21 protein-coding genes and 1 pseudogene are annotated in these 25,999 nt (G+C 65.0%); 16 read left to right on the forward strand and 6 right to left on the reverse strand.

All coding sequences use genetic code 11. The features are described from left to right. Nucleotides 1-74 precede the first annotated feature (74 nt). Nucleotides 75-1,448, forward strand: a complete 1,374-nt coding sequence (gene hydA / locus DX923_RS12505; protein ID WP_116115391.1) for a dihydropyrimidinase — start codon at nt 75-77, stop codon at nt 1,446-1,448. 5 nt (nt 1,449-1,453) lie between these two features. Here the strand turns inward: hydA and DX923_RS12510 are convergent, their stop codons facing one another. Continuing rightward, nucleotides 1,454-2,593: a hypothetical protein gene (locus tag DX923_RS12510; protein WP_116115393.1), complete on the reverse strand. Its 1,140-nt coding sequence runs from the start codon at nt 2,591-2,593 to the stop codon at nt 1,454-1,456. Between the two features lie 121 nt (nt 2,594-2,714). On the opposite strand from DX923_RS12510, the gene DX923_RS12515 reads away from it, so the two are divergent. The 6 genes and pseudogenes from DX923_RS12515 (at nt 2,715) to DX923_RS12540 (ending at nt 8,984) form a co-directional block, all read left to right on the forward strand. Continuing rightward, nucleotides 2,715-3,881 carry a methyltransferase domain-containing protein gene (locus DX923_RS12515; protein WP_116116328.1) on the forward strand — a complete coding sequence of 389 codons (1,167 nt, stop codon included), beginning with the start codon at nt 2,715-2,717 and terminating at the stop codon, nt 3,879-3,881. A 383-nt stretch (nt 3,882-4,264) separates the two neighbouring features. Beyond that, nucleotides 4,265-5,071, forward strand: coding sequence for a DUF2470 domain-containing protein (locus DX923_RS12520; RefSeq protein WP_116115395.1), 807 nt, complete (start codon nt 4,265-4,267; stop codon nt 5,069-5,071). Nucleotides 5,072-5,275: 204 nt separating this feature from the next. Further along, a pseudogene (istA, locus tag DX923_RS12525) lies at nt 5,276-6,418 on the forward strand (IS21 family transposase); the annotation flags it as partial. Nucleotides 6,419-6,562: 144 nt separating this feature from the next. Beyond that, nucleotides 6,563-7,339, forward strand: coding sequence for an IS21-like element helper ATPase IstB (istB, locus tag DX923_RS12530; protein ID WP_116116329.1), 777 nt, complete (start codon nt 6,563-6,565; stop codon nt 7,337-7,339). Between the two features lie 161 nt (nt 7,340-7,500). Further along, nucleotides 7,501-7,896 carry a GntR family transcriptional regulator gene (locus DX923_RS12535; RefSeq protein ID WP_162872951.1) on the forward strand — a complete coding sequence of 132 codons (396 nt, stop codon included), beginning with the start codon at nt 7,501-7,503 and terminating at the stop codon, nt 7,894-7,896. Continuing rightward, nucleotides 7,893-8,984 (forward strand): DUF1648 domain-containing protein, encoded by a 1,092-nt coding sequence (locus tag DX923_RS12540; RefSeq protein WP_116115397.1) that lies wholly within the window; start codon nt 7,893-7,895, stop codon nt 8,982-8,984. The genes DX923_RS12535 and DX923_RS12540 overlap by 4 nt, the downstream gene beginning before the upstream one ends. 248 nt (nt 8,985-9,232) lie before the next feature. Here the strand turns inward: DX923_RS12540 and DX923_RS12545 are convergent, their stop codons facing one another. Continuing rightward, nucleotides 9,233-9,547 (reverse strand): DUF5808 domain-containing protein, encoded by a 315-nt coding sequence (locus DX923_RS12545; RefSeq protein ID WP_116115398.1) that lies wholly within the window; start codon nt 9,545-9,547, stop codon nt 9,233-9,235. A gap of 220 nt (nt 9,548-9,767) precedes the next feature. Here DX923_RS12545 and DX923_RS12550 point away from each other — a divergent pair, with 220 nt between their 5' ends. The 3 genes from DX923_RS12550 (at nt 9,768) to metA (ending at nt 12,711) form a co-directional block, all read left to right on the forward strand. Continuing rightward, entirely contained in the window at nt 9,768-10,349 is a 582-nt protein-coding gene (locus DX923_RS12550; protein WP_116115400.1) for an RNA polymerase sigma factor, read from the forward strand. Between the two features lies 1 nt (nt 10,350). Continuing rightward, nucleotides 10,351-11,430, forward strand: coding sequence for a CU044_5270 family protein (locus DX923_RS12555; protein WP_116115402.1), 1,080 nt, complete (start codon nt 10,351-10,353; stop codon nt 11,428-11,430). A 330-nt stretch (nt 11,431-11,760) separates the two neighbouring features. Beyond that, the gene (gene metA / locus DX923_RS12560) at nt 11,761-12,711 is read left to right on the forward strand and encodes a homoserine O-acetyltransferase MetA (RefSeq protein WP_116115404.1); all 951 of its coding nucleotides are present in this window, start codon (nt 11,761-11,763) and stop codon (nt 12,709-12,711) included. A 19-nt stretch (nt 12,712-12,730) separates the two neighbouring features. On the opposite strand, the gene DX923_RS12565 is transcribed toward metA, so the two are convergent. Beyond that, nucleotides 12,731-13,816, reverse strand: coding sequence for a CobW family GTP-binding protein (locus tag DX923_RS12565; RefSeq protein WP_116115406.1), 1,086 nt, complete (start codon nt 13,814-13,816; stop codon nt 12,731-12,733). A gap of 16 nt (nt 13,817-13,832) precedes the next feature. Here DX923_RS12565 and DX923_RS12570 point away from each other — a divergent pair, with 16 nt between their 5' ends. The 4 genes from DX923_RS12570 (at nt 13,833) to DX923_RS12585 (ending at nt 19,539) form a co-directional block, all read left to right on the forward strand. Further along, complete coding sequence (locus DX923_RS12570; RefSeq protein WP_205413043.1) at nt 13,833-14,927, forward strand: alpha/beta hydrolase; 1,095 nt, start codon at nt 13,833-13,835, stop codon at nt 14,925-14,927. Nucleotides 14,928-14,996: 69 nt separating this feature from the next. After that, nucleotides 14,997-16,322, forward strand: coding sequence for an NAD(P)/FAD-dependent oxidoreductase (locus DX923_RS12575; protein WP_162872954.1), 1,326 nt, complete (start codon nt 14,997-14,999; stop codon nt 16,320-16,322). A gap of 89 nt (nt 16,323-16,411) precedes the next feature. Beyond that, entirely contained in the window at nt 16,412-17,980 is a 1,569-nt protein-coding gene (locus DX923_RS12580) for an aspartate:alanine exchanger family transporter (RefSeq protein WP_116115412.1), read from the forward strand. A gap of 155 nt (nt 17,981-18,135) precedes the next feature. After that, the gene (locus DX923_RS12585) at nt 18,136-19,539 is read left to right on the forward strand and encodes an NAD-dependent malic enzyme (protein WP_116115414.1); all 1,404 of its coding nucleotides are present in this window, start codon (nt 18,136-18,138) and stop codon (nt 19,537-19,539) included. Between the two features lie 246 nt (nt 19,540-19,785). Here DX923_RS12585 and DX923_RS12590 read toward each other — a convergent pair whose 3' ends face one another. From DX923_RS12590 to DX923_RS12600, 3 genes are all read right to left on the reverse strand, one after another. Continuing rightward, complete coding sequence (locus tag DX923_RS12590; RefSeq protein ID WP_162872955.1) at nt 19,786-20,118, reverse strand: hypothetical protein; 333 nt, start codon at nt 20,116-20,118, stop codon at nt 19,786-19,788. Nucleotides 20,119-20,687: 569 nt separating this feature from the next. Further along, nucleotides 20,688-21,962, reverse strand: coding sequence for an amidase domain-containing protein (locus DX923_RS12595; RefSeq protein WP_162872956.1), 1,275 nt, complete (start codon nt 21,960-21,962; stop codon nt 20,688-20,690). A gap of 522 nt (nt 21,963-22,484) precedes the next feature. Then, complete coding sequence (locus DX923_RS12600) at nt 22,485-23,537, reverse strand: class I SAM-dependent methyltransferase (RefSeq protein WP_116115420.1); 1,053 nt, start codon at nt 23,535-23,537, stop codon at nt 22,485-22,487. Between the two features lie 400 nt (nt 23,538-23,937). Between DX923_RS12600 and DX923_RS12605 the strand changes: the two genes are divergently transcribed. Together DX923_RS12605 and DX923_RS12610 are read left to right on the forward strand one after the other, a co-directional pair. Then, nucleotides 23,938-25,269 carry a sensor histidine kinase gene (locus tag DX923_RS12605; protein WP_162872957.1) on the forward strand — a complete coding sequence of 444 codons (1,332 nt, stop codon included), beginning with the start codon at nt 23,938-23,940 and terminating at the stop codon, nt 25,267-25,269. Further along, nucleotides 25,266-25,967, forward strand: a complete 702-nt coding sequence (locus DX923_RS12610; protein ID WP_116115424.1) for a response regulator — start codon at nt 25,266-25,268, stop codon at nt 25,965-25,967. The genes DX923_RS12605 and DX923_RS12610 overlap by 4 nt, the downstream gene beginning before the upstream one ends. Nucleotides 25,968-25,999: the final 32 nt, after the last annotated feature.

The raw sequence follows: 25,999 nt of genomic DNA on the forward strand, positions 1-25,999 counted from the left end.
GATGGGTCACAATCAGGCGCGTAGCCGCCCCAGGCCCGTTTCCCGGACCGTCCACGACATCAGGGAGAAACCCCATGCGCACCCTCATCAGCAACGGGATGCTCTGCTCCGAAGGTGGCACCATGCGGGCCGACCTGGTCTGCCAGGACGAGCGGATCGACATGATCGCCGTGGACGTCGACCCTGCCGGTTTCGACACCGTCATCGACGCCACCGGCATGTACGTCCTGCCGGGCGGGATCGACGCCCACACCCACATGGATCTTCAACAGTCGCCGTCCTACCGTTCCTGCGACGACTTCTACGACGGCGGAGTCGCAGCGGCCTGCGGGGGCACCACCACGATCATCGACCACATGGCCTTCGGCGAGCCCGGATGCACTCTGCGCTCCCGCTTCGACGCATACCGGGAGCTGGCTCGCCGGTGCCCGATCGACTACAGCTTCCACGGGGTCCTGCAGCATGTCGACCAGGACGTCCTCGGAGAGCTCGCCGAGCTGGTCGCCGACGGTTTCCCGAGCGTCAAGGCGTACACGACCTATGGATATCCCGTACACGACCGCGAACTGCTCACCGTCTTGGAGACCTTGGCCCGCAGCCACGGTCTGCTGACCGTCCACTCGGAGAACGACGCCATCTGTACGGCGTTACGGGAGCGGTACGCCCCACAGGGCTGCGACGACCCCTTCCTACAGGCGGTGACCCGGCCTGCCGAAGCCGAAGCCGAAGCCGTGACCCGGCTCGCCGCCCTGGCTCGGGTCGCCGGGGATGCACCGCTCTACATCGTGCACCTGTCGGCAGAACAGAGCCTGGCCGCGGTCCGGAGCGCCAGAGCCACCGGACAACGGAACCTCCACGTCGAAACCTGCACCCAATACCTGACCCTGACCCAGGACAAGTTCCGGGAAGGCGGGCCCCGGGAGGGCATCCTCTACATGATGGCGCCGCCCCTGCGTACCGCCGCCGACAATGCTGCGCTGTGGCAGGCCTTGGCCGACGGGGAGATCCAGGTCGTCGCGACCGACCACTGCTCGTTCACTCCGGAACAGAAACGGGAGAATGTCCACGACTACCGTTCCTGCCCCGGCGGGGTCCCGGGCGTCGAGGAGCGGATGCCGGTGCTCTTCTCCGAGGGAGTCGTCGCCGGACGCATCAGCCTGGAACGGTTCGTCCAGGTCACCGCGGCCAATCCGGCACGGCTCTTCGGCATGTACCCCCGGAAAGGTGTACTGGCGCCCGGCAGTGACGCGGATGTCACCGTGATCGATCCGCATCGCAGCCGGGTCTTAAAGGCCGGTGAGCTGCACTCCCGCGCCGGCTATTCACCCTATGCCGGTCTGCGGGTGAGCTGCATCGTCGAGGCGGTGCTCTCCCGGGGACAGGTCGTGTCCCGCCGGCACGAATTCTGTGGTGAACGCGGCGCCGGACGGTTGGTCCCCCGGACCTGACCGGCTCAACGCGCCACTGAGGCTGCCGTCCGTGAAAGCCATTCGAGCGGCCCGAGCCCGAGACGTCCGGGCAGCCGCCGCCAGCTGAGGAGGAGTACAGCGAGCAGGACCACCTGGATGCCGTAGGAGATCCAGCCAGTGGGCGGCAAGACACCGGTGCCGGCGAGCGCTGCGGCCAGCGGGTTGTCGCTGTGTCCGGCGTGAACGGCTTGTGCCCACTGGTGGAGCAGTCCTTCGGTGAGGACGTGCACCGTGTAGCCGGTGAGGGTCATGGCGCCGATGGTGGCGAGCGGGGTGAGGGCTGTGCGGAGGAAGGGTGCAAGGCACATCCAGGAGCACAGGGCGAGGGCCATCAGGACCACCCCTGAGCTGAAGAGCAGGCTGGGTGTGCTGGGCAGATAGGCGCCGATGCCGAGGAGCCATCGCCAGTCGTGGGTGAGGGTGGGGAATTCGCCGTCGGCGAGATGGTGGAGGTCGGCATTGGCGGGCATGCCGATGGTGTGCCAGGCGACCCAGCTGAAGGTGAGTGGGACGAGTGCGAGGAGCAGTCCGGCTCCGGCGAGGCTTCGCAGGCTGCGGGGTCGGTCGAGGGGGAAGGTGCGGATCGTCCATAGTCCGATGGCGGCGACGCCGGTCCAGGCCAGGGCAGGGTAGTAGGGCAGGAGCAGCATCCGCATCCAGGTTTCCTGGTGGAGTGCTGAGTTCCAGCCGGTGGCGGTGTCGAAGGCGGTGGGGTCGTGGACCTGCCACAGCCATCCGATCAGGGGTGCCATGCCGAGGAGGATGCCGGCAGCCCAGGGGATCAGACGTCGGGGGCTGGTGGCGATGAGGGCGATCAGTGCGGTGACGATCGCGAAGCGGACGAGGATGATGTGGATGCCTGCGTTGGGGAGCATCTCCAGGGTGAATCCGAGTGCGGCGAGGACAGCGGCGCGGATCAGGGCGCGGGTGACGGGTGCTCGGCGAGCGCCGCGGGTGGGGATGGCGAGGCCGGTTCCGACGCCGATGAGCAGGGCGAATCCGATGGCGTGGAAGTCCCACCAGACGCGGGATTCGAGGGATTGTCCGAAGACGTGGTTCATCATGATGCCGAGGAGTGCGACTCCCCGGAGAAGGTCGACCGCGACTGTTCGTCGACGCAACATTTTCTCCTCTTCCGGGTGTTTTCGGACGTTCGCCCGCCTCCCCCTTTCGGTATCAGACGAACCTGGGGCGGAGCTGTTCCGGCTCGTGGGCAGGGCGTCGTCGATCGGGGACAATCGGTCGGTGGACTGTGAGTATTTCGACGCCGGTGCCTGTCGGTCGTGTTCTCGGATGGGGCAGGAGTATGTCGCTCAGTTGGCGGAGAAACAGGCGTCCGTGGAGAAGACGGTGGGTTCTTTCCCGGGGTTGTCCTGGGAGGAGCCTTTCGGGTCTCCGCTGTCGCATTTCCGGTCGAAGGCGAAGATGGTGGTGGGCGGGTCACCGCAGGAGCCGACGTTGGGGATTCTGGGTCCGGACGGGCAGGGGGTGGATCTGCGGGGGTGTGCTTTGTTGGGGCCGTCGTCGACGGTGGCGATGCCGGTGCTGGCGGATTTCGTCCGGGAGGTGCGGCTGCGTCCGTACGATGTGGCGGCCCGTTCGGGCGAGTTGAAGCAGATCCATCTGGTGGAGGCGCCGGCTGGGGCGTTGATGGTCCGTTTCGTCTTGCGTTCGGAGGGGCAGCTGGGCAAGATCCGGCGGTCGCTGCCTCGGCTTCAGGAGGCTTTGCGCGAAGCGGGTCTGGGCGCTCCGGGGGTGGATCCGGCTCCGGTGGTGACGGTGAATCTGTTGCGGGAGCATCGGGCGGCGGCGGAGGGCGAGGAAGAGATCGTCCTGACTTCCGGGCGGAGTTTGTCGATGCGGGTGGGTGAGGCTGATCTGCAGGTGGATCCGGGGGCTTTTCTGCAGACGAATTCGGTGGTGGCGGCGGGGCTCTATCGGGAGGCCGCGCAGTGGGTGGCCCAGGAGTCGCCGGGGTCGGTGCTCGATCTGTTCTGTGGCGCGGGTGGTTTTGCTTTGCATGTGGCGGCGGCCGGCGTCCCGGTGATCGGGGTCGAGGTGAGCGCGGCGGCGGTGGCGGGGGCCCGTCGGAGTGCGGAGGCTGCGGGCCTTCCGGCTCGTTTCGAGGTGGGGGATGTCTCGGGGCAGGCGCTTGCGGGGGTCTTGTCCGGTGGGGGTGCACCGGAGGTGGTGATCGTGAATCCGCCGCGTAGGGGGATCGGTGTGCGGACGGCGGAGGCTCTGGAGTCCTCGGGGGTGCGCACAGTGATCTATTCGAGTTGTCACCCGCAGTCGTTGGCCTCGGATCTGGCAGCGATGCCGTCCTTGCGGCCGGCGCGGGCGAGGCTGTTCGACATGTTTCCGCACACCGATCACGCGGAGGTGTTGGTGTTATTGCGTCGGACGGTGTGACCTGCGTCTGTCCGGCGGCTTGTCATTCTCCGGCGGCGTCCGCCTGGTTCAGGGCGGAGCGGGTCGCCCGGACAAGGACGAATCGCTCCGCCATGGTGGGTCGGGTCGGGCCAGCCCCGCCCGGCCGGGCCCGTTCCACCATGCCCGGGCTTGCCGGCCCGGGCGGCCGCGACTACGACGTGCCGCCACACGTCTGATCGCGGACTTCTTGGTTGTGCCGACGACCTTGCCGACACGGAATACTCTGGAAAACCAGTGGTTCCGCCTCGGTAGGTGCACCGTCACAGGACTTGATATTAGGTTAGCCTAACCTAACTATCAACATGTGGGTCAGACACGCCTTTCATCACCGCCCACAGCACGCACCGACGGGAGACCCTTCGATGACGCACTGCCCCGATCCGGCACAGGTGAGCACGGCCACCCCGGAAGGGGAAGCGCTTCCCTCCATGGCCCGCAGACTCCTCAGCGGCGCCGGCACCGCAACCCTGCGCCTCGCCCGCGTCCCCACCTGCTCCGCCAATGTCCCCGTCCTCCACGGACAGGAATACGACGGCACCACCTGGGTCGTCACCGACCCCGACCGGCTCCACGGGTGGACCACCGAAGATCTCGACGGCAACCCCTCCGTCGTCATCTCCATCACCGAACAGGCACCCTTCGCCGACCACGCCCTCACCACCGCGGCCGTCCTCGTCCGCGGCAAAGCCAGCCTGCTCCCCGTCGGCTCCCTGCCCGACACCACGGACACCGAATGCCTCATGCTCGCCCAGACCCTCGCCGACTGGCCCGACGCCCGCGTCCTCCGCATCCACATCGACGGCGTCTGGGCCCGTGACCTCTTCGACTCCGCCGACCTCGACCCCGAGGACGTCCAACGCGCCGCCGTCGACCGGCTCGCCGCCGACAGCGCCACCCTCGTCCGGCTGCTCTCGGCCACCCACGCCGACGAACTCGCCCTCATCGCCGACCTCTGCCTCGGCCGCGACGGACTCACCGAAGCGATCCTTCCCGTCAGCGCCGACACCTGCGGAATCACCACCCTGTGCCCCCGGGCCGTCCCCCCGCGCATCGTCCGCATCCCCTTCAACACCCCCGTCACCTCCCCACCCGAAGCACTCGCCTGCGTCGACCACCTCGCCTGGTGTGCACGCGGCGCCCAAGGCGGCTGCCCCCACCGGCGCGACTGAGTGCCCACAGCACCTTGACCGGGATGCGGTGAACAACGAACACCGCATCCCGATCCGCAAGCGGCAGACGGCAGCAGACCTCACCCCACCGAACCCCATGACTCATGGCAAAACCCCTGAGCCATCGACTCGTGTCGACGGCGCGTGAAAACTGAGCAGGTAACGACGGGCGAAAACTGAGCAGCCCGGTGGAGCCTGTGCGGGGTGATCACGTTGGAGGACTGGGCCGAGATTCGTCGGCTGCACAGATCGGAGGGGCTCTCGCAGGCGGCCATTGCGCGCCGGTTGGGGATCTCGCGGAACACGGTCGCCAAGGCACTGGCATCCGACGGCCCACCGCGGTACGAGCGGGCCCCGAAGGGCTCAGTGGTCGACGCGGTCGAACCGCGGGTGCGGATGCTGCTCGCGGACTACCCCACGATGCCGGCGACCGTGATCGCCGAGCGGATCGGGTGGGAACACTCCCTGACGATCTTGAAGGACCGCGTGCGTGAGCTGCGCCCGCTCTACCAGGGAGTCGACCCGGCCGACCGGGTCGAATACACCCCAGGCGAGGTCGCCCAGTGCGACTTGTGGTTCCCGCCGATCCCGATCCCGGTCGGCAAAGGCGTCGAACGGATCCTCCCGGTCCTGGCGATGACCTGCGGATACTCCCGGCACACCTCGGCGGTGATGATCCCTTCCCGGCAGGCCGGGGACATCCTCGCCGGGATGTGGAAACTCCTCGCCGGCGGCCCCGATGGCACCGACGACGCTGGTCAGGGGTGGGGTCGCTGCCCCCGCATGCTGGTGTGGGACCGGGAAGCCGCGATCGGCGGGACAGGGAAACCGACCCCGGCCGCGGCGGCGTTCGTGGGCACCCTGGGGGTGCGGCTCAAGCTCGCGCCCGTCCGTGATCCTGAGTTCAAGGGCCTGGTCGAGCGACGCAACGGCTTCTTCGAGACCTCATTCCTGCCCGGACGCCTCTTCGCCAGCCCCGCCGACTTCAACACCCAGATGGCCAACTGGCTGACCACGAAGGCCAACACGCGATTCGTCCGCTCGATTGGGACCACGATCGCCGACCGCTGGGAGGTCGACCGCGCCGCGATGGTCGCCCTGCCGCCCTGCGCGCCGCAGACCGGGCTGCGGCATCGGGTCCGGCTGGCCCGGGACTACTACGTGCGCCTCGACGGCAACGACTACTCGGTCGACCCGAGCGTGATCGGCCGGTTCGTCGACGCCCACGCCACCCCGGCCCGGGTGATCGTCACCCACGACGGCGCCGTCGTCGCCGACCACCCCCGCTACTGGGGCTCCAGCGCCACGATCACCGACCCGGCCCACCAGGCCACGGCGCAACGCCTACCCCGAAGGAGCCACGCCCTCATGACGACCAGCCCGACCCTGCCCGACACCACGACCGACCCCGTCGAGGACGAGGCACCTCGTGCCAGCGGCGGCCGGAAGTGTTCGGTGCCCGACGCCGCCGCCGTCCGCGAACTCCCCGTGATGGCGGGCAGCAGCGACCGGGTCTCCTCCCAAATCGCCTACCTGTCCCGGGCGTTGAAGATGCCCACCGTCGGGCGGGCGTGGGCCGAGCTCGCCGACCAAGCCCGCGACCTTGGCTGGTCCCACGAGGAGTACCTCGCCGCCGTCCTGGAACGCCAGGCCGCCGGCCGGGAAGCCGCCGGCACGATGATGCGGATCCGCACCGCGCACTTCCCCGCGATAAAGACCCTCGAGGACTTCAACTACGACTATCTGCCCTCGCTACGTCGCGACGTCCTGGCCCACCTGGTCACCTCGACGTACGTGTCCAAGGCCGAGAACGTCGTCCTGCTCGGCCCTCCCGGGATCGGCAAGACCCACCTGGCGATCGGGCTGGGCATCAAGGCCGCGCAGAACGGCCACAGCGTCCTGTTCGACACCGCCTCGGCGTGGATCAACCGGCTCACCACCGCCCACCAGGGCGGCAACCTCGACGCCGAACTGAAGAAGATCTGCCGCTACAAGCTGATCATCGTCGACGAGGTCGGCTACATCCCGTTCGACACCGACGCCGCCAACCTCTTCTTCCAGCTCGTCGCCTCACGCTACGAGCAAGGCTCGATCATCGTCACGTCCAACCTGCCCTTCGGCCGGTGGGGCGAGACCTTCAGCGACGACGTCGTCGCCGCCGCCATGATCGACCGCCTCGTCCACCACGCCGAAGTCCTCGCCCTCTCCGGGGACTCCTACCGCACCCGAGCCCGCCGCGACCTGCTCACCAAGAACCGCGACAAGTAGACCGCGTACATCGCGCACTCCTCCGGGATATGTGGGGCATCCTCACGCCCGGGGGAGCGCGTAGTCGTCCGACTCTGTCGATGACCGAGTGTGCTGATGGGCCTTGCGCGCAGCCCGTTCTTGTATGATGGTTAGTCATACAGATGGGTCAGGAGGTCGGTGTGGACATCAGCATTGATCCGATGTCGAGCGTCGCGATCTACCAGCAGATCCGGGACCGGATCGTGGAGGCGATCGCTCGGGGTGAGTTGCGTCGTGGGGACCAGTTGCTCTCGGTGCGACAGCTCGCCTCGTCATTCGCGATCAACCCGACGACGGCATCCAAGGCCTACGACCTGCTGCGGCAGGAGTCTCTTGTGGCGACCAACGCGAAGCAGGGCACGTTCGTTGCAGCCGACCCGCGCACGTCGGATGCCTCAGAGAGCTTCGTGCGTGAGTACACCGACCGTGTCAGGACAGTTCTGGCTGAGGGCCGTGCCCGTGGGATCAGTGACGCTGATCTGCGCCGGTTGTGCCTGGACGTGGCTGACGAGTTTCTCGATGAGGAGGAGTCGTGACGAACGTGGGGATGATGGTCTTCGGACTGGTCACGCTGAGCGTGATGACCTTGGCGTCGTGGGCCACGCCGAGCATGTCGCGGCCCACCGTGCCGCTGGGGGTGAGCGTGCCACGCGCACGCGTAGAGGCGCCGGTAGTGCGTGAGGCAGTGCGGCGATACCGCCGCTGGTGCCTGATTCTGGCGGTGGTTGCCGCGGTGGGCTTGGCAATCACTCGAGCCCATGTTTGGTCGGTCAGCGTATGGTTGCTGGGTTACCTCACCGCGGCGATGATGGTCTTCGTCTGGTGCCGGCGCCCGATCCTCCAAGCCAAGAAGCAGGAGGGTTGGTACGACGAGGTTGCGGTGCGGATGATGGCCACGGTTACCCGCCAGAAGTCCCAAGTGTCGGTGGCCTGGCCGGTGCACCTGTTGTCGATCGCGCTGGCTGTCGCTGGGCTTGTGGCCTTGGCCGTGGGCTGGCTGGAACTGCCGGACCCGTTCCCGGCGCATCATGACACCAGCGGCGTCCCTGACCGGTGGGTTGCGAAGTCATGGACGACCGTGCTGGGCACGCCGCTCGTGGCGGTGGTCAGCGCGGTGGGGATGCTGGTGCTGTGCTGGCTGGTGGCCCGCCGTCATGACCCTCTATTGCCGGACGGTGATCCTCGCTCTGCCCGCCGGGCGGCGGGGAAGCAGGCGCGCGCTGTGCAGGTCGGCCTTGCCTGGGTGTCGGTGTCGGTCAGCTTGACTCTCAGCGTCATCGCGTTGACCCAGGCGGGACGGCTCTTGCCAGGGATCAGAGGTGCCGTGGTGTGGGGCGCGACCCTGGCCGCACTCGTCCCGGTCGTGTGGATGGTGTGGCGCGCGGCCCGCGCTCAGCGCGAGTCGTCGGGCGTCGAGGAGCGAGGGCCTGACAGCCCTGACGACGACCGGCTGTGGAAGTGGGGCTTGTTCTACGTCAATCCCCATGACCCGCGAGCATTCGTGCCAAAGCGAAACGGCGCCGGTCTCGACGCCAACCTCGGCCATCCGATCGGACAACTCCTTGTCGGCGGCAGCGCTGTCGTACTCGTCTTCGTCATCCTCCAGGCCCTCATAGCCCAATGAACCCCCTTGCTCGTCTGGACACCCTTGCGGACAAAGCGAGTCAAACGCGCTGACATGCCACGAGATGTGCGGCCAGCGGGCAGACATGCGGTACACCGTCGCACTGCGGAACGGTGACACGGCAGCGACGGAGAGGGTGTCGGCAGCGTTCGAAGCTGCTCAGTGTTGGGCCGCCGTTAACACCCTCATTCGCCCTGACCGTTCCTGTCGGGGCCAGCCCAGTCCAGATCGGTGTCGTGCTGTGTCGTTCAGCCGATGAGGGCCGGCAGCAGGCAGAGGCCGACGAGCAAGCCCAGGGTGCTGATCGCGATGAGCTTGCCGAGCGGGTGGCCGAGGTTGATGGTCTCACCCCATCCGGCGCGTTTGGGCACGATGATGCGTGGGTCTTCGGGGTTGACGTAGAGGTCGCCCCACTTCCAGTAGCGGTCGTCGTCAGGGCTCTTCGGGTCGACGGCTACCCGCGCGGTTCGGGCGTCGCTCAGAACGGCGTCCATGTAGTAGAGGATCAGGATGACGGGGGTGGTTGTCTCCCTGCTGATGCTGCTCGGCTGGTACGTCTTCACAGGCGATCAGTGGGACAAGAAGTTCCAGGGCTGCATTCTGCGGCCTCTCCGTTCGAGCGGCGTTGGAGTGCTCGCTCTCCCTACTGGGCACCCTGAGAGTGCCCGGTCAGGCAGGACGCATTAGCTCCCCTCGGACGGTTGGTGAGCCTAGGATGCCGGGGGCGGTGCGCGCGATCGTGAATGCTGTCGGCGTGGCCGGGCAATACAGGGTGTGACCGGAATGAACAGGACGTCCTTCACGCGCCCCCCGAGTGTGGCGCCGGTGACTGCGGACGGTGTGCATCCACGAGCAGCGAAGCTCTTCGACGAGCACGCTGCCGGCTTACTGCGGTACCTGTGTAGACGGGTGGACGCCGAGACGGCAGCCGACGTCGTGAGCGCGACGTTCGAGACGGTATTGACCGACGCGACCCCGCACGATGCACAGCGCGGCAGCGAACGGGCTTGGCTCTTCGGTATCGCCACCAACCATCTGCGGCACCACCTCCGCAGCACCAGCAGGGAAAGGACCGCCCTGGAACGGGCTCCCTTTCACCTGCTACCAACTACTGCCGAGCCAGAATCCGATCAAGTTGTCTCCCGCGTAGCCGCGGCCGGTCAGGTACGGCGGCTGGCGGCCGGTATCCAGGCGCTCGAGCCCCGCGACCGGGAGCTCCTCCTGCTCGTGAGCTGGGGAGAGCTGACCCCGGCAGAGGCAGCCGTCGCCCTGCACATTCCTGCGGGCACTGCCCGATCCCGCCTGCACCGCACCCGCCGGTTGTTGCGAAATGCCGCCGGTTCCACCCACCCCCAGGAGAACTGACATGGCCTTCAACCCGTCTCCCCGGCCCCTCACCGACGCTGAACTCGACACGGCCCTCACAAGCCTGAGCGACCTCGTCGACACCTCTAAGGGTGTCGAGATCGACACCCTCCTGGCGGACCTGCGTGTGGACCTGTTCGACGCGGGAGCATCCGCACAGATCAGCTCTACCCCTCACTCCGCAAGCCAGTCGCTGCACCGACCTCGGCGACGCCGCCCGTGGCGACTCGCGGGGGTAGCGGCGACGGTGGCTCTGGTGGCGGGTGGCCTGGTCATCTCCCCGTACGGCCTGGACCTGACGGGCCGTGATAGCCACGGCATCATCTCCAACCCCTCTGGTACCGCCCACGCTGCAGAGCTGCTGGAGGCAGCCGCTCAAGCGGTGCAGCCCGATCCTCCAGTTCGGGAGGGCCAGTACTGGCAGATCACCACGCGGGGCACCTATCGTTCCGCTGTTCCAGGGCAGACCCAAGAACGGCTGGAGATCACCTACGTTCCCGCCGTGGGGGACCAGGCCACACTGGTCGATTCCCGTTGGTGGCGCCCAGGGCTCTTCGGAGGGCGCAAGAACGAGCGGCACGAGTATTACCGACGAGACCAAACGAACGACCCATCCCTACTGTGGGTAGCACCTAGCACTGCATTCCTGACTGCTCTCCCCAGGGATGTCACCAAGCTGCGTTCACTCGTCTACGCCCAGTACCCGGATGGGGGGTCCCGTGCTGATCAGGAGGCGTTCGGCACGATCCGGGGCCTGCTGATGACCGGCCGCGTACCCGCCGACCTGCGCGCTTCCCTGTTGAGGGTGCTGTCCACCGTTCCCGGGGTGAGCGTGACTTCAGTCCGTATCGACGTCGACGGAGCTGACGGGACGGCCTTTGGCCTGTTGGACCCGATGGGCGGAGTCCGAAACGAAATCATCGTCGACACCGACCATGGAGTTGTGATCGGTCTACGCAAGGTCAAAGTGGGGGCAGGCAGCCCCTACCCCGACTTCCCTGACGGTGAAGTCATCGACAAGATGAGGATCACTCGCGAACTGATCGACGAACTTCCCAGCGGGCTCCCCACAAGATCGTGACAGCAGCGACGGTTATAGCGCTTCCGTTCGTGGAGCGTTGCGGGCGTCCCCGTCCGGTGACGTCCGGTCATGCCGCCGTCGGGACGTAGCGTCCGCAACTGCCGCGAGTTGTGCGTCGGAGCGCGGCGCCTCCACAGTGCTCCGTCGGCTGCAACGCGGCGCCGCTCGGACACAGCGAGGTGGCTCGTGCTGTCGGAAGCTGCTCAGTTTTCAGCCGTCGATACCTGCTCAGTCTTGGGGCGCCGTTGACAACTCGCCCAAGCACAGCTCGGAGGCTTACGCTCAAGCACGCCGCATCACATCGCGCACGGCAGCCCCGAGGAGCCGACCATGCCCGTCACCATTCCCCGCGACCTACCCGCCCGGGCGACATTGGAAGCCGAGAACGTCTTCACCATGTCGACCGACCGGGCCGGCCACCAGGACATCCGACCGTTGCACATCGCGATGGTCAACCTGATGCCCACCAAGGTCGACACCGAAACCCAAGTGCTACGGCTCCTCGCCAATTCACCACTCCAAGTGGAGTTCACCCTCCTACGGATGAGGTCGCACGACTCGAAGAACACCCCCAGCGAACACCTCGAGGCCTTCTACACGACCTTCGACCAGGTCCGAGAACGCAAGTACGACGGACTCATCATCACCGGGGCCCCGGTCGAACTGATGGCCTTCGAGGAAGTCACCTACTGGAACGAACTCGTCGAGATCATGGAATGGTCCCGGGACAACGTCTTCTCCACCCTGCACACCTGCTGGGGCGCCCAAGCCGGGCTCTACCACCACTTCGGCGTCCCCAAGCACGAACTGTCCGCAAAGGTCTTCGGCATCTTCGATCACCGGGTGCTCCGACGGCACGCCCACATCGTGCGCGGCTTCGACGAGATCTTCCCCGCCCCACACTCCCGACACACCGGCATCTCCCGCGAAGACGTCCTCGCCCACGACAGCCTGGACCTCATCGCCGAGTCCGACGAAGCCGGGGTGTACCTGGTGACCAGCCGTGACCAGCGTCAGCTCTTCGTCACCGGCCATCCCGAATACGACCGGCGCACCCTCGCCGCCGAATACGAACGTGATGCCGCCCGTGGCCTGCCCATCGAGATACCGGCCCACTACTTCCCCGGCGACGACCCCCGGGCCACCCCCATGGTGACCTGGCGCAGCCACGCCTACCTGCTCTACTCGAACTGGTTGAACTTCTACGTCTACCAGCGCACCCCCTACGACCTGACCAGCCTGACCCCGGCACCCCCGAACGAAGGGGAGGGCATGGGCTGACCGGCCAACGGGCCAGCGCTCACCGAGCCACGAAACGATCCAGTTCGAAGAGCTCGACCCGGCCCAGCGGACCGTCCTCGCTCAGGCAGGCCTGCATCCGCGCAGCCAGATCATCCCGATCCACCTCGGTACCGATCGCCACCAATTGGGTCCGCCGCTCCCCCGTCCTCCGCGGGAGCTCCCGCTCGAAGGAGAACCACCCGCCGACCGCCTGCACCACGTACCGACCGGACCGGCCCGGCGCATCCACCCAGAAAGCCCCCTTCACCCGGTACAGGCCCGACGGGCGCTCCTCCAGAAAAGCGACCAGCCTGCGCGGATCCACCGGTCGAGAGTCGTCGAGCGAGACCGACACATGATGGCCATGGGCGTGGCCGCTCCCGAACGGTCCACCCGCCGCCGTGTCCTCCCGCATCACCTGCTCCGCGAGCTGTTCGGCCAACAGATCGGTGATGCTCAGCTGCCCCACCGGTTCAGGACGCTTCCAGGTGTCGAAGACCAACGCCGGATCGACCCGCCCGAAAGAAGTCCGGACCAACGGAGTACCCGGCGCATGCTCCCGCAAGGCCGCCGTCAACCCGGACAGCAGGTCCTCGCCCTCCGAATCGACGAGCACCCGGTCCACCTTGTTGACCACCAACAGCGAGGCCACCCGCAGATGGTCGGCCGCTACCGGCGAGATCCCCTCAGCGAGGCAGCCCACCCCCGCCACCGCGTCGACGACCTCGATGACACCCCCGAAACACACCCCAGGGACCTCGGTGGCCACCACCATCCGCGCCACGGCGCGCGGCTCGGCCAGTCCGCTGGCCTCCACCACGATCACGTCCAGATCGGACGACGGACCCGACAGACGAGCCAAGGCCACGTCCAGCTGACTCGAATCAGCCAGACAGCACAGACAACCCCCTGCGATGGTCGTCGTCGCGTCGACATGACCACGCACCAGGAAAGCATCCACGTTGATATCGCCGAAATCGTTGATGATCACCCCGATCCGGCCCGACCCCCGCGCCAGGAGATGGTTCAGCACCGTCGTCTTCCCACTGCCGAGACCCCCCGCGAGCACGACCACCGGGATACGTCGAGGAGTCGTCCGGGCCATGGGGTATCCACCTTCCGTGGTGCTTCGGTCGCGTCACCTGCGGGATGTCCGCCGGGCGCAGGCTGTCGTCAAGGAGCAATCCCAGGTGCGGCAGACTGTCACCGCCGCACAAGGAGGCCTCATGTCATTGTCGATGACGCTCACCCGGACCGTAGGTCGCTTCGTCTATCGCACCCCTACCAGACCGACCTCTCGCCGCCCCATCCACTCCCTCGACCCCCACCGTTGCGCCGCTCCCCCGCCGATGTCGCTACGACGACGGTGTTTCATCAGCAGAATCCACACCGAAGGGCGGCTCGCACTCCGCCTGGACCCCATCCAGAACAGCGCCGACATCGAAGTCGTCTACCTCCACGGCGGGGGCTACTTGCATCCGCTCTCCCGCTGGCACTGGGACACCATCAGCCGGGTCATCGCCCGCACCGGAGCCTCGGTGACCGTGCCGCTCTACGGGTTGGCCCCCCAGCACACCGTCGACCAGGCCATCCCCGTCCTCGACAGCGTCTACCGACAGGTCGTCGACGCGGCAGAAGGCCGCCGTCTCGTCCTGATGGGTGATTCCTCCGGCGGCGCGCTCGCCGTCGCGCAAGCCATTCGGGCCCGTGACGAAGGGCTACGAGCCGCCGACCGGATCGTCCTGCTCTCCCCCTGGGTCGACGCCTCGTTGACGAATCCGACAGCCAGGGCCTTGGAACGGCGCGACATCAAACTGCGCTGCGACACCCTCGTCGAAGCTGCCCGGCATTGGGCCGGCGAACGGAAGACCACCGACCCGATGGTCAGCCCGATCAACGACTCGCTCGCCGATCTGCCCGCGATGACGATCTACCAGGGCGGACACGACATCCTGCGCCCGGACGTCCGGCTGTTCGCCGCCAAGGCCAGAGCGGCCGGAACCAGGGTCGACATGCGGGAGGCTCCCGATGGTTTCCACGTCTACACCTCCGCTTTCTGGACCCCGGAGGGGCGCGCCGCCTGGGAGGGGATCCGTGACGCCGTCCGTGGAACCACCGCGGACGGGCTTCCCTGCCACACCTTCCGAGACATCCCCGACGCCGTCCCGGCTCCTCTCCCGGTCACCCTGCCCCGGGCAGAACACCCGAACCAGTGACCCTTCCGCGGATCTCCCCGCTCATCCGAAGCTCTGCAGAAAAAGGATAATCCTCGTAAATTAGATGGGGTGACGTCCTGGACCAGTCCTTCGTCGACCTCCGGATCTCCGACCGTCGTCATCGGCGCAGGCGCGGTCGGAGCCACCATCGCCTACGAACTGGCCAGGCAAGGTCTCCCCGTCACCCTGATCGATGCGGGCGACACCGTCGGACACGGCTGCTCCTACGCCAATGCCGGCCTTCTGGCCCCTGCCCACGTGGAGACCCTGGCCACACCCGCGACCCTTCAAGAAGGCTTGCGCCACGTCGGTGAACCTGCCAGCCCGCTGAAGATCCGCCCCCGCCCAGCCCTTCTGCCCTGGCTGTTCCTTCTGGCCTGGTCCGCCGCCCCGGCCCGTAGCCGAGCCGTCTCGCTACGTCTGCGGGAACTGGCCCAGGCCAGCCTGGCCCTACACCTGTCCTATGCCGCCCAGGGCATCGACACCGGTGTCCGACGCAGCGGGTCCCTCGATCTCTTCCTCACCCGACAAGGCTGGCAGTCCAAGACCGGCGGCCGGACCAGCGGCGTCTACTTCGGCGGCCAGGCGCTCGCCCTCGAACCATCGGTGGCCCGCGCCTACGCGGCCGTCCCCCATCAGGAAGACGCCTACTGCGACAGCCGCGTGTATACCCGGGCGATGGTCGAAGGCGCCCTCACCGCAGGTGCACAGGTGCGATGGGGTCGCAGAGTGCAGCATCTGCCGCGGGAAGGCGACCGGATCACCCAGGTCGTCACCACCGATCGACAAGGTCGGACGGAACGGCTCATGGTGTCCGGCGTGGTACTGGCCGCAGGCATGGGCAGCCCGCCCCTCGGAGCCGACGTCGGCCTGCACCTACCACTGCGTGGAGCCCGAGGATATGTGGTCGACCTGGAGCCGGTTCCGGGGAGGGAACTCACCAGGCCGGTGACCCTCAAGGAGCGCAGGGTGGTCGCCACCCCTTACGAAGACCGGCTCCGACTCTGCGGAACCCTGGAAATCGGCGCAGATGACCGTCCGCTGGACCGCCGTCGGCTCCAGGCGATCCGCGCCGCCGGCATCGAGGCTCTCGGACGGGCCGCCTCCGGTCGGGTTCTCCAGGTGTGGGCAGGATTGCGTCCGACCACCTGCGACGGAGCCCCGATCATCGGGCGGGCGGCAACTGTAGCCAATCTGTACGTGGCGACCGGACACGGCATGTGGGGCCTGGTGTTGGCTCCGGTGACGGCGCGGATGCTGGCCGAGGGCATCGTCGACGGTCGGCCGACCTTGCACGAGGCGACGTTCTCCCCCGACCGCTTCGGACCGGTTCGCAGCCGAACGGCCCGCCACGAGGCATCTCCGCGAATGGACGTCACCCACCCGGTGGGGTGACCTGGGAGCGACGGTCCTGGGACCTTCCGCGCCCGGGGGATGCACACGGTGGTCCCAGGACACCTCCACCGACGGGAGAATGGGCGGCGATGATCGAATTCTTCGCTGCCCAGCCCCTCCTGACCGTGATGCTCGTCCTAGCCCTGGGAGCACTGCTCGGGCAAGTCCCCTTCGGCCCGGTGCGTCTGGGCGCTGCCGGGGCACTCTTCGTGGGGCTGCTGGTCGGTGCGCTCGACCCCCGGCTGGGCCATGGCCTGGACACGGTGAAGACCTTGGGTGTGCTGCTCTTCTGCTACACGGTCGGGTTGACCGCGGGGGGCACCTTCCGTAGCGATCTGCGCCGTCAGTGGCCGCTGATGGTCGGCGGGACGGTGGGACTGCTCGTCGTGGCCGCGACCGGTGCCGTGGTCGGCCCGTGGCTCGGGCTCTCCTCGGCCCATGTCTCGGGCCTGTACGCCGGGGTCCTGACGTCTCCGGCGATCGATGCCGCATTGAGTGCCACCGACGGGCACGGCGACACCCTGGTCGGCTACGCCCTGGCCTATCCGGTGGGTGTCGTGCTCGGGTTGGTCGTGGTCGCCCTCGTCGTGGGTCGGCGGTGGCCGGAACATCGAGACGCCCCTTCCCTGGCCGAGGCCGGTCTGACGGCGACCACCGCACGTGTCGAGTCGGATATCGCAGTCGGCGATATCCCGGGGTGGTCCGAGCAGGCGGTACGGCTGTCCTACCTGGAACGGGACGGCGCCATGCACGTCGTCATCGCCACCGACCGGTTGTTCAGCGGCGACCGGGTGCTGGTGGTCGGCAATCCTGACGATGTGGCCCGCGCGGTGTCGGTCGTCGGCCACGAGAGTTCGGAGGGAGACCTGACCCATCACCGCCGGGATGTGGATTTCCGCCGTTTTCTGGTCACGAATCCGGAGCTGGTGGGGCGCACCCTGGGGCAGCTCAACGTGGAGGGGCGGCTGCGGGGCATCGTGACCCGGGTGCGCCGCCGGGACCTGGACATGCTGGCCCACGACGATCTGGTCCTGGAACCCGGCGACCGGGTGCTGGCCGTGGTACCTGCGTCGTCGATGGACGATGCGGTCGATTTCTTCGGTGATTCCGAACGGCATGCTTCGCATGTCGACGCGCTCTCCTTGGGGCTGGGGATCACCGCCGGGTTGTTGGTGGGGGCGGTGACGATTCCGTTCCCGGGGCCGGTTCCGCTGCGGCTGGGGGCGGCCTGCGGGACCCTGGTGGTCGGAATGGTCCTGGGGTCATGGCATCGGACCGGGCCGTTGCGATGGGATCTGCCACATTCGGTGAATGCTGCTCTGCGTCAGTTCGGGCTGATGGTCTTCCTGGCCTGTGTGGGCTTGGCCTCCGGCCCGGCGATGCTCGCGCAGGTGTTCACGATGACGGCGGCGTCCGTGCTGGCAGTGGCCGTATTGTCTTTGGCGGCGGGTGCGCTGGTGTTGTTGGTCCTGGCTCGGTGGTGGGGTTTGTCGGCATCGCGGTCGACCGGTGCTTGGGCCGGTTTCGTGGGGCAGCCGGCGATCTTGTCCTTCGCGTCGGCACTGCGCAATGACGAGCGGATCGAGTCGGCGTACGGGGCGCTGTTCGCGGTGGGCACCGTGGTCAAGATCGTGATCGTGCCTTTCCTTGCACGGTGAAGATCAGGGGATACGCCGGGTCAGCGGATGAACGACGATGTCACTGTGGCATATTCATGGGCCCGGTGAGCCGTTCGTCGTCGGAGACGACCTTTGCCAGGAGTCTCAGTATGCGAGTAACTACTGTCCGGTAACTGACGGTTAGCGTCCTTGGCATGGCAGCCAAGACGCCCAGCCCCGCATACTCCGTCCGCGCCCGGGTCCGCCTGGCCGACCGCCCCGGCACCCTCGGCCACCTCGCCGTCGCCATCGGTGAAGCCGGTGGGAATATCAACGCCTTGGAGGGTTTCGAGGTGAAGACGGCCTACCTGGAAGAGGACGTCATCATCTACTGCTCCGAGGTGGAACATCAGGAGCAGGTTCGGCAGGCGATCGACGCCCTCGACGGGGTGGAGATCCTCGAATGGGAGGACCGTACCTTCGCCCTGCACGAACGCGGCAAGATCCACGTCGACTCCTCCGTGGAGATCCAGGGCATGGACGACCTGGCGATGGCCTACTCCCCCGGCGTGGCCCGGGTGTGCACCGCCATCGCCGACGATCAGGAACTGTCCCATCGCTACACGATCCGTAAGAACACCGTGGCCGTGGTCTCCGACGGGACAGCCGTTCTCGGGCTGGGCGATATCGGCCCCCACGCGGCGATGCCGGTCATGGAGGGCAAGGCACAACTGTTCAAACGGTTCGGTGGGGTGGACGCCTTCCCGATCTGCCTGGACACCAAGGACCCGGACGAGATCGTCGCCGTGGTCACGGCATTGGCCCCCACCTTCGGGGGAATCAATTTGGAGGACATCGCCGCGCCGGGCGCCTTCGACATCGAGGCCCGCCTCGTGGAGGCCTTGGACATCCCGGTCTTCCACGACGACCAGCACGGCACCGCCATCGTCACCGTGGCCGGCCTGGAGAACGCTCTGCGGATCGTCGACAAGAAGCATCAGGATCTGAAGGTTGTCGTGGCCGGGGTCGGCGCGGCCGGGGTCGCTGTGTCGAAGATGTTGATGGCGGCCGGGGTCCAGAACATCGTCGGCGTGGACCGTCAGGGGGCGGTACACACCGGGCGGAACGGATTGAACGCCAGCAAACAGTGGTTCGCCCAGAACACCAATCCGGAGCGTCTGGCCGGGACGATCAGCGATGTCATCGTCGGCGCCGACGCCTTCATCGGCCTGTCCGGGCCGGATCTGCTGACCGTGGAGGACGTGCAGTCGATGGAGTGCGACCCGATCGTCTTCGCGATGGCGAATCCGGACCCGGAGATCCGCCCTGAGCTGATCCAAGGATTGGCCGCGGTGATCGCCACGGGTCGGAGCGATTTCCCCAACCAGATCAACAATGTGCTGGCCTTTCCCGGGATCTTCCGAGGCGCTCTGGACGCGGGAGCCACCACGATCACCGAGGGCATGAAACTGGCCGCGGCTCGCGCGATCGCCGACGTGGTGGGCGACGAATTGCATCCACGCTTCATCGTGCCCAATGCCTTCGACCACCGGGTGGCGCCCGCCGTCGCCGAAGCGGTGCGAACCGCAGCCGTGGCGGACGGAGTCTGCCGAGCCTGACCCTTCCGTCGAATACCACTCTTCACCCCGTTTTCACCGCCGCTCCCCCGCTCTCTTCCGCCTCCCCTCCGCCTCATCCCCTCCCCTGGGGAAACCTGGGCACCGTACTCGGTGCTCAGGTCTGCGGTGTGGCGACGTTAGCCCATGCTCTGCGGCATCAACGTTGACCTGAGCACCGAGTACGGTGCCCAGGTTCGAGACATGAGGGCGATGGTGAGGATGGATCACATCAGGAGGGGGTGATGTCTAATACGGGGAGACGATGCACTTGTCTTTATACGAGTTACCGTCTGCTTTGTTCACCAACAGACCGTGAAAACCTATAGAAGAGAAACCCACCATCAACAGCACGAAGAACACCATAGGCATCATCTGAGTGCGCACAATAAAGGTGTAGACAAAAATCGCAACAAGATTGACGACCCACAGGACAGCAGCCACATTGAAGAGCCAACGCCAGAAGAAAAGCCAGTCCGGCCGGGGCCCTGTGAAGCACGTCGACAACAGGTTTGGTTGCGCAGTAAGCGCCACATTCTCGTAGATGAACGCCAGCAAGCTCACCAAAACGAACGAGACCACACTCGCTATCGTCCACACCATCTCCCGCCGATTCGCGTGAAGTCTCACCACTTTCCGCCTACTTTTCAACATCACACCACCCCGATAGCACGCAACCCATTATCGTCTTGTTATACATGGCTGCCCCGGAAGATAGCGCCCTACGCCTAAGTAGGCATGGAGCAGGTCTATCCCGTAATAAAGGTGGACGCCCCACATGAGAAGCACCAGCAATACGAAGAGAGGTCTACCTAGATGTAAGGCATAGATCGACAGGCCAACCAAACTTGCCACGGATATCAACCCGACAGCCGTCCAGGCAACCCTCAAGGGCGTTAAAATTTCAGGACGTTCAGGCCAGAAACATGAGCGTCCACCATAATACTTCGAATCAACCTTACCGATTTCCATATACCAGAGATCGAGCGCAACCATGACTGCCATCAACGCTAATGTCAGAGCCGCCCAAATTGCAAGTAAGTATTTACTTTTCACATCCCCATTCCTCGCATCAATTGTGGCAATTTCCTCATGTTCCGCACTTAATATCACACATATTTTATGTGTGTGAATGCCAATATTTCAAACCCTTACCAGATCTTTTTTGGGCGCACATAATGGAGATTTTTACCGCCAGTATGGTTCGCGATTCCTGCCGCCCTTCCTTCGGCGTCAAGGTTCAGTCCAGGACTATTCTGCTGACCGTAAAGGATCTGCCCTTTTGGCAAAACTGCTGTGACAACAGCCGCATGTTGAACTGCCCCTTGATTTTTATCTCCAGAAGGAACCTTCTCCTCCCAATACACAATATCACCGGGGAGCACTTCATTCGGATTCAGCTTTGTCCCGCCATGTTTCAGAAAGAAGTCCATGTTGTTTTGTGCTGCACCCCAGGCAGGGGAAGTTCCATAGCGCTCAGGGTAGCCAAACCGATACTCTGCTGCCGGAGTACGAATCCAGCCATCTGAGACTTTCGGCATAACGAATCCCGCGACTACATCCTCTTTAGGTGCCATATATGTTAGCCCACCTCCTTCATTAAGTGCGCTAGATACAAAATTAGTACAGTTATTTTTCATCGTATCTACATCGTCATTATTCCAGTTCTTATAAACCCAGTCAACTGTCTTCACGGCGTCAAATCCTTGATCCAGCCTACGCATCTGGTCCTTCACGTTTTCCGAAATTCCTGGCAAAGCTGCTAATTCAACAGGAACTGCTTTCTGGAACTCTCTCCGCTGTTCTGGCGTGAGGCTATTCCACCAAGCTTCTTGCTGCTCGGCAGAAAGACCATCAGGGAGTTGATTACGAAACAGTTCAAGCGCGTCATGAACAGATTCAGTCTGGGCCTTCTCCACGTCTGATTCCGACACCGAATCAGGGTCAACTGAGACCCTTCCTAGCGCCTTTTCACACAGCTCATCGGCCTCCCGCACTGCCTTCAATGCGTCGTTAATTAATGTCTGGAACTCCGTGCGATAGTAGAGTACTTTATCCTGCTGTTCAGCAGTCAAAGATTTCTGACTCACTTGTGAAAGAGAGACATGACCCTCCGCATCCACCTCCAGCCCCTTTGTTCGGGCAATTTCTGTATAACTCCTCAGACTACGCTGAGCGACTTCAATTGCATCGCCAAAAGCGTTCAGTACTATGACTGCAGTTCGACCCATAACAGCAAGATCATCGGCACGCTCAGCGAGCGTCTTAAATTCAGATGACGCCTTTTCACCAACTTCATCTTGCCACTCTTTCCTAAGCTGCTTATCCCCCTTATCCCTCAATGTCGCAGCAAACCTTTCGGTCTGTTCAGAAAAACTCTTCATATCGTTCGCAAATTCATGAACTTTACTGGGATCACAGTCCATGACGTCCTGATATCTAACCATTTTCTACCCTTCACCAGGTGTTCTTGAGCCGTAAAACTGTCGACGAAATCCTGAAACTAGACACCCTTTCGCTGAGAAGTTCCCATATTTAATCCCGAGCTTCCATGCCCCTCGTTTGCTTTTTCGTCAACCCTCCCTGAAATCTCTGTGAGAGACTTCCCGACACGGCTCAGCGCCACCCGGGACTTCTCGTCCATTTCTCGAGTTTCACGGGCAGACTCATCTAATTTAGATGCGATATCTTTAATATTTTCAAAATTTCTGTCCATCCCGCCTTGGAGATTACTGACAAAACGGAGCATTTTTGCTGCCGACTTGAATCCCTGGTGAGAACCCCGCAGCGGGCGCCGCCGAGGTATACAGTTTTGAGATTCGCGATTGAGCACCGTCGGCTTCCTCCCGAAGATCATTCGCGACTTTCATAACTCCATCAGGTGACATCGATATGCCCCAAGACATGCGCACTCCTTCCCAATCAAAGGCCTCCGCAAGCTGAAATGATCAAGCCTGCGTCGGAACCCTGGCCGCCACTACGGCATTCGGATCAATATCGGCAGCTGACACCGTATGAACGTCAACAAAATTGGTGTCACGAAGCAACTCGAGCAGACGCTCCTGGGTGAGGGTTCGTCGCCCCCCGGGTCGGAGCATGTGTTTCAGCGCGGAAGTCGCACCCCGCAATTGGTCAGTCCAGTTCCCCCGGACCAGAAGCCACCCCCCTGGAGCGAGTGCGGCCTGAACCTGGCGGAGCACAGCGGTGGCTTCCTCCGGAGGTTTGCCACCCAGCACCATGAACAGGAAAGCGATATCGAAGCCTTCTTCGTCGGGAAGTCGCAGGGTGTCTTTTTCCAGGTCTGCTTCGCGCAATTCGACCCGCCCGTCCATCGCGTACCGCTCGAGGTTGGTCTGGGCCGCGCTCAACGGATTCGGACGGTCTGCGATGACAGCCGTCCACCCGGGTAGTTCTCGGAGTGCGCCGATGGTGTCCATGCCGTGCCCGCCCCCGGCGTCGAGGATGCGGCCGTTGCCGGTCGGGTGCAGTCGCCGAATGATCCGTGCGGTTTGTGTGCTGCGAGCCCTGGCGACCTCGGCGAGCCCCTGCATCTGTGCTGCGGGAGGACCTTGGCGACGTCGGGCGGTTCTGATCGGATCGTCTTCGCCCGGAACTTCTGCGCGCAAGGCCTCCGTCAACCCTGCGAAGTTGACGTATTTCTCGTGTTCGCTGACCACCCAGTGGCGCAGTGAATACGGTGCGTCTGAGGTGAGATGGGCGGCAGCCAGTGGGGTCGCAGAACATTCCAGGCCGGTGCGGTACAACAGCCCCATCCCGGTCAACGCGTCGGCGAGGACGTCGGCGGCTTCGACACTGATCCGGCAATGTGCGGCGATCTCCGCCAGGGTGTGCGGCTCTCCTTCGACGGTCAGCAGATCGAAGAAACCCAAACGCACCGAGGAGATGAGTGCTTGGGACTCCCGGTAGGCGTGCAGGATGCGGTCGATGGCCACACCGTCAGGAGCCGGACGAGAAAGGTCGTATTCACGGTGGTCAGACACGCGCCCAGGCTAGTGGCCTCTCCGACCCGCGTTCGGAGAACGGCGAATCGGCGCTAGGCCCAGGCTGATCGAAGGGCATAGGCCGCGCTGTACCTACTGCGTACGGAAGTGTTCTGCTCTCGCAGAAGGGTGTGTCCTCCCTGCCGCTGAAAGCTTCGCTCACAGCTAATATGCAGGAGTTGGATCTGTCGACCATGGCGAGACGTGAGCAAGGAGGCCGGGGGTGACTGCAGCACATCCGCGAAAGAGTGCAGGTGGCGATACTGCACACCAGACTGGCTTTTCAAGATCTTCCACCGGGACGTCCAATACGGACGAGATGTGGCTACGCAGGTTTACCATCGCAGCCATTGCACTACCTATCCTCTTTATTGCGACGATGCTCCTGCTTCGTCCCAGAATGTGGGAGTACCTCTGGCCCGGCCATGGACATGTACTGGTCGACACCCTGCTCCTCGTCGCCGCAGCAGCTTTCGGGATATCGATGGTTACGGTGATCCGTCGAGGCCATCGGTTGCTGACCGCCCGCCACCACGAGCTGGACGTTGCCCACCGACATCTCGCGCAGGCCCTCGCCGAACGTGACCGCAGCCATCGCCGCACCGAAGCCGTCTGCGACATCCTTCTTCAAATCACCCGACGCGAATCCCTCTCCACCACGTTGTCGTCCATCGCCACTCACGCCCGTGGACTGGTCGACGCCGCAGACGCTGGATTGTGTTTGCAGAGTGAGCCCGAAGCCGACGGCCGGGTCTGTATCCGCGGTCAGGGTGGCCGATGCTGCCAGGACCACTCCGGTGACTGCCCCGCCCGGGAACGGCCTGTTCAGAAGCTGCCCCTGCTCCCCGTCAACGGGCAGCGCGCCGGCGCCGACCTCTGCCTTGCGGTCTCCGCACCCCCAGCCGATGGCGCCATCACCGCCTACCCGGTGCGCGACACCCGCGACCTGGTCGGCTCCCTGTGGGTGGACAAAGCCGTGATCGAGCCCGGTGACGACGCCTTCCTACGCACCCTCGCCGACCTGGCCTCAGTCGCCATCGACCAAGCCAACCTCCTCGACGCCACCTGCCACGCCGCGACCCTCGCCGAGCGCGACCGGATCGCCCGGGAGATGCACGACAGCCTCGCCCAAGTCCTCGGAGTGACCCACCTCCGTCTCCAAGTGCTACTCACCAGGAACGATGTACACGAGACCCGTCAGGTCAGCGAAGAACTCCACAGCCTCGCCGACCTGTGCCATGACGCCTATCGTGACGTCCGCGAGTCGATCCTCGGACTGCGTGAATCCCCACGGGCGGACCAGGGACTGATCGACAGCCTACGCATCTATGTCACCAAGTACTCCAGGCAGTCGTGCATCGACACCCGGCTGGAGAACCACGTGCCCGCCGACCCGCGGCTCTCCCCGCACTGCGAAGTGCAGGTCATCCGCGTGGTCCAAGAGGCGCTCACCAACGTCCGTAAACATTCCGGCGCGACCACCGCCGTCGTCCGTATCACCGAGACCCCGGAGAACGTCATGTTCGAAATAGAAGATGACGGGCGGGGTTTCGATCCACGTCACGTCATCTCCGAGGCCGAGTCCTTCGGCCTACGATCCATGCAGGAACGTTGTGAAGCGGCAGGCGGGCAGCTCACCATCAAGGCCGCCCCCGGTCAAGGAACCCGTGTCGCCCTCGCCGTCCCCCGCGCTTCGGGCCACGACCTGCTCCACGAGATGGTCGGCGCATGATCACCACGCCGATGCCCCGCGCCGAAGGCGAACCGGTCCGGGTCCTCCTGGTCGACGACCAGGCCCTCTTCCGCGGCGCCATCGCTGCGCTCGTCGACCAGCTCGACGACTTCAGCGTCGTCGGCGAAGCAGGAAACGGCTTGGACGGCATCGAGAAAGCCCGCGCCCTACGCCCAGACCTGATCGTGATGGACGTCGAGATGCCTGTCATGGACGGTGTCGAGGCCGCCCGGATCCTGCGCGAACAGATGCCCAGCATCAAGGTCATCATGCTGACCGTCTGCGAAGAGGACGAGAAGCTGCTGACCGCAGTGCGTCTGGGCGCACACGGCTACCTGTTGAAAGATCTGCGACCCGAGCAGCTCTTCGACATGCTGCGCTCGGTGATGCGCGATGAGACCCCCGTCTCGCCGGCCCTGGTCGGTCGGCTCCTCGCCGAGCTCCGCGGCGACGGACGCTCACCACACACGCCGGCATCGCCACCCAGCGACCCCGGCCTCTCCCAACGTGAGCTGGAGATCATGCGTCTGGTCGCCGATGGCCTGACCAACAAGGAAATCGGCGCCCGGTTGTCCATCACCGAAGGCACCGTGAAGAACCACGTACACAACGCCCTGCACAAACTCGACATGAGCAATCGCATTCAAGCTGCCGCGTACATCGTGCGGCAAGGTCTGGGCCTGCCCTCACGTGCCTGACCTCCGACCGGCATAGCGGCAGGTGCCGGAAG

Origin of the sequence: Austwickia chelonae (assembly GCF_003391095.1) — a bacterium.
Lineage (GTDB): Bacteria > Actinomycetota > Actinomycetes > Actinomycetales > Dermatophilaceae > Austwickia > Austwickia chelonae_A.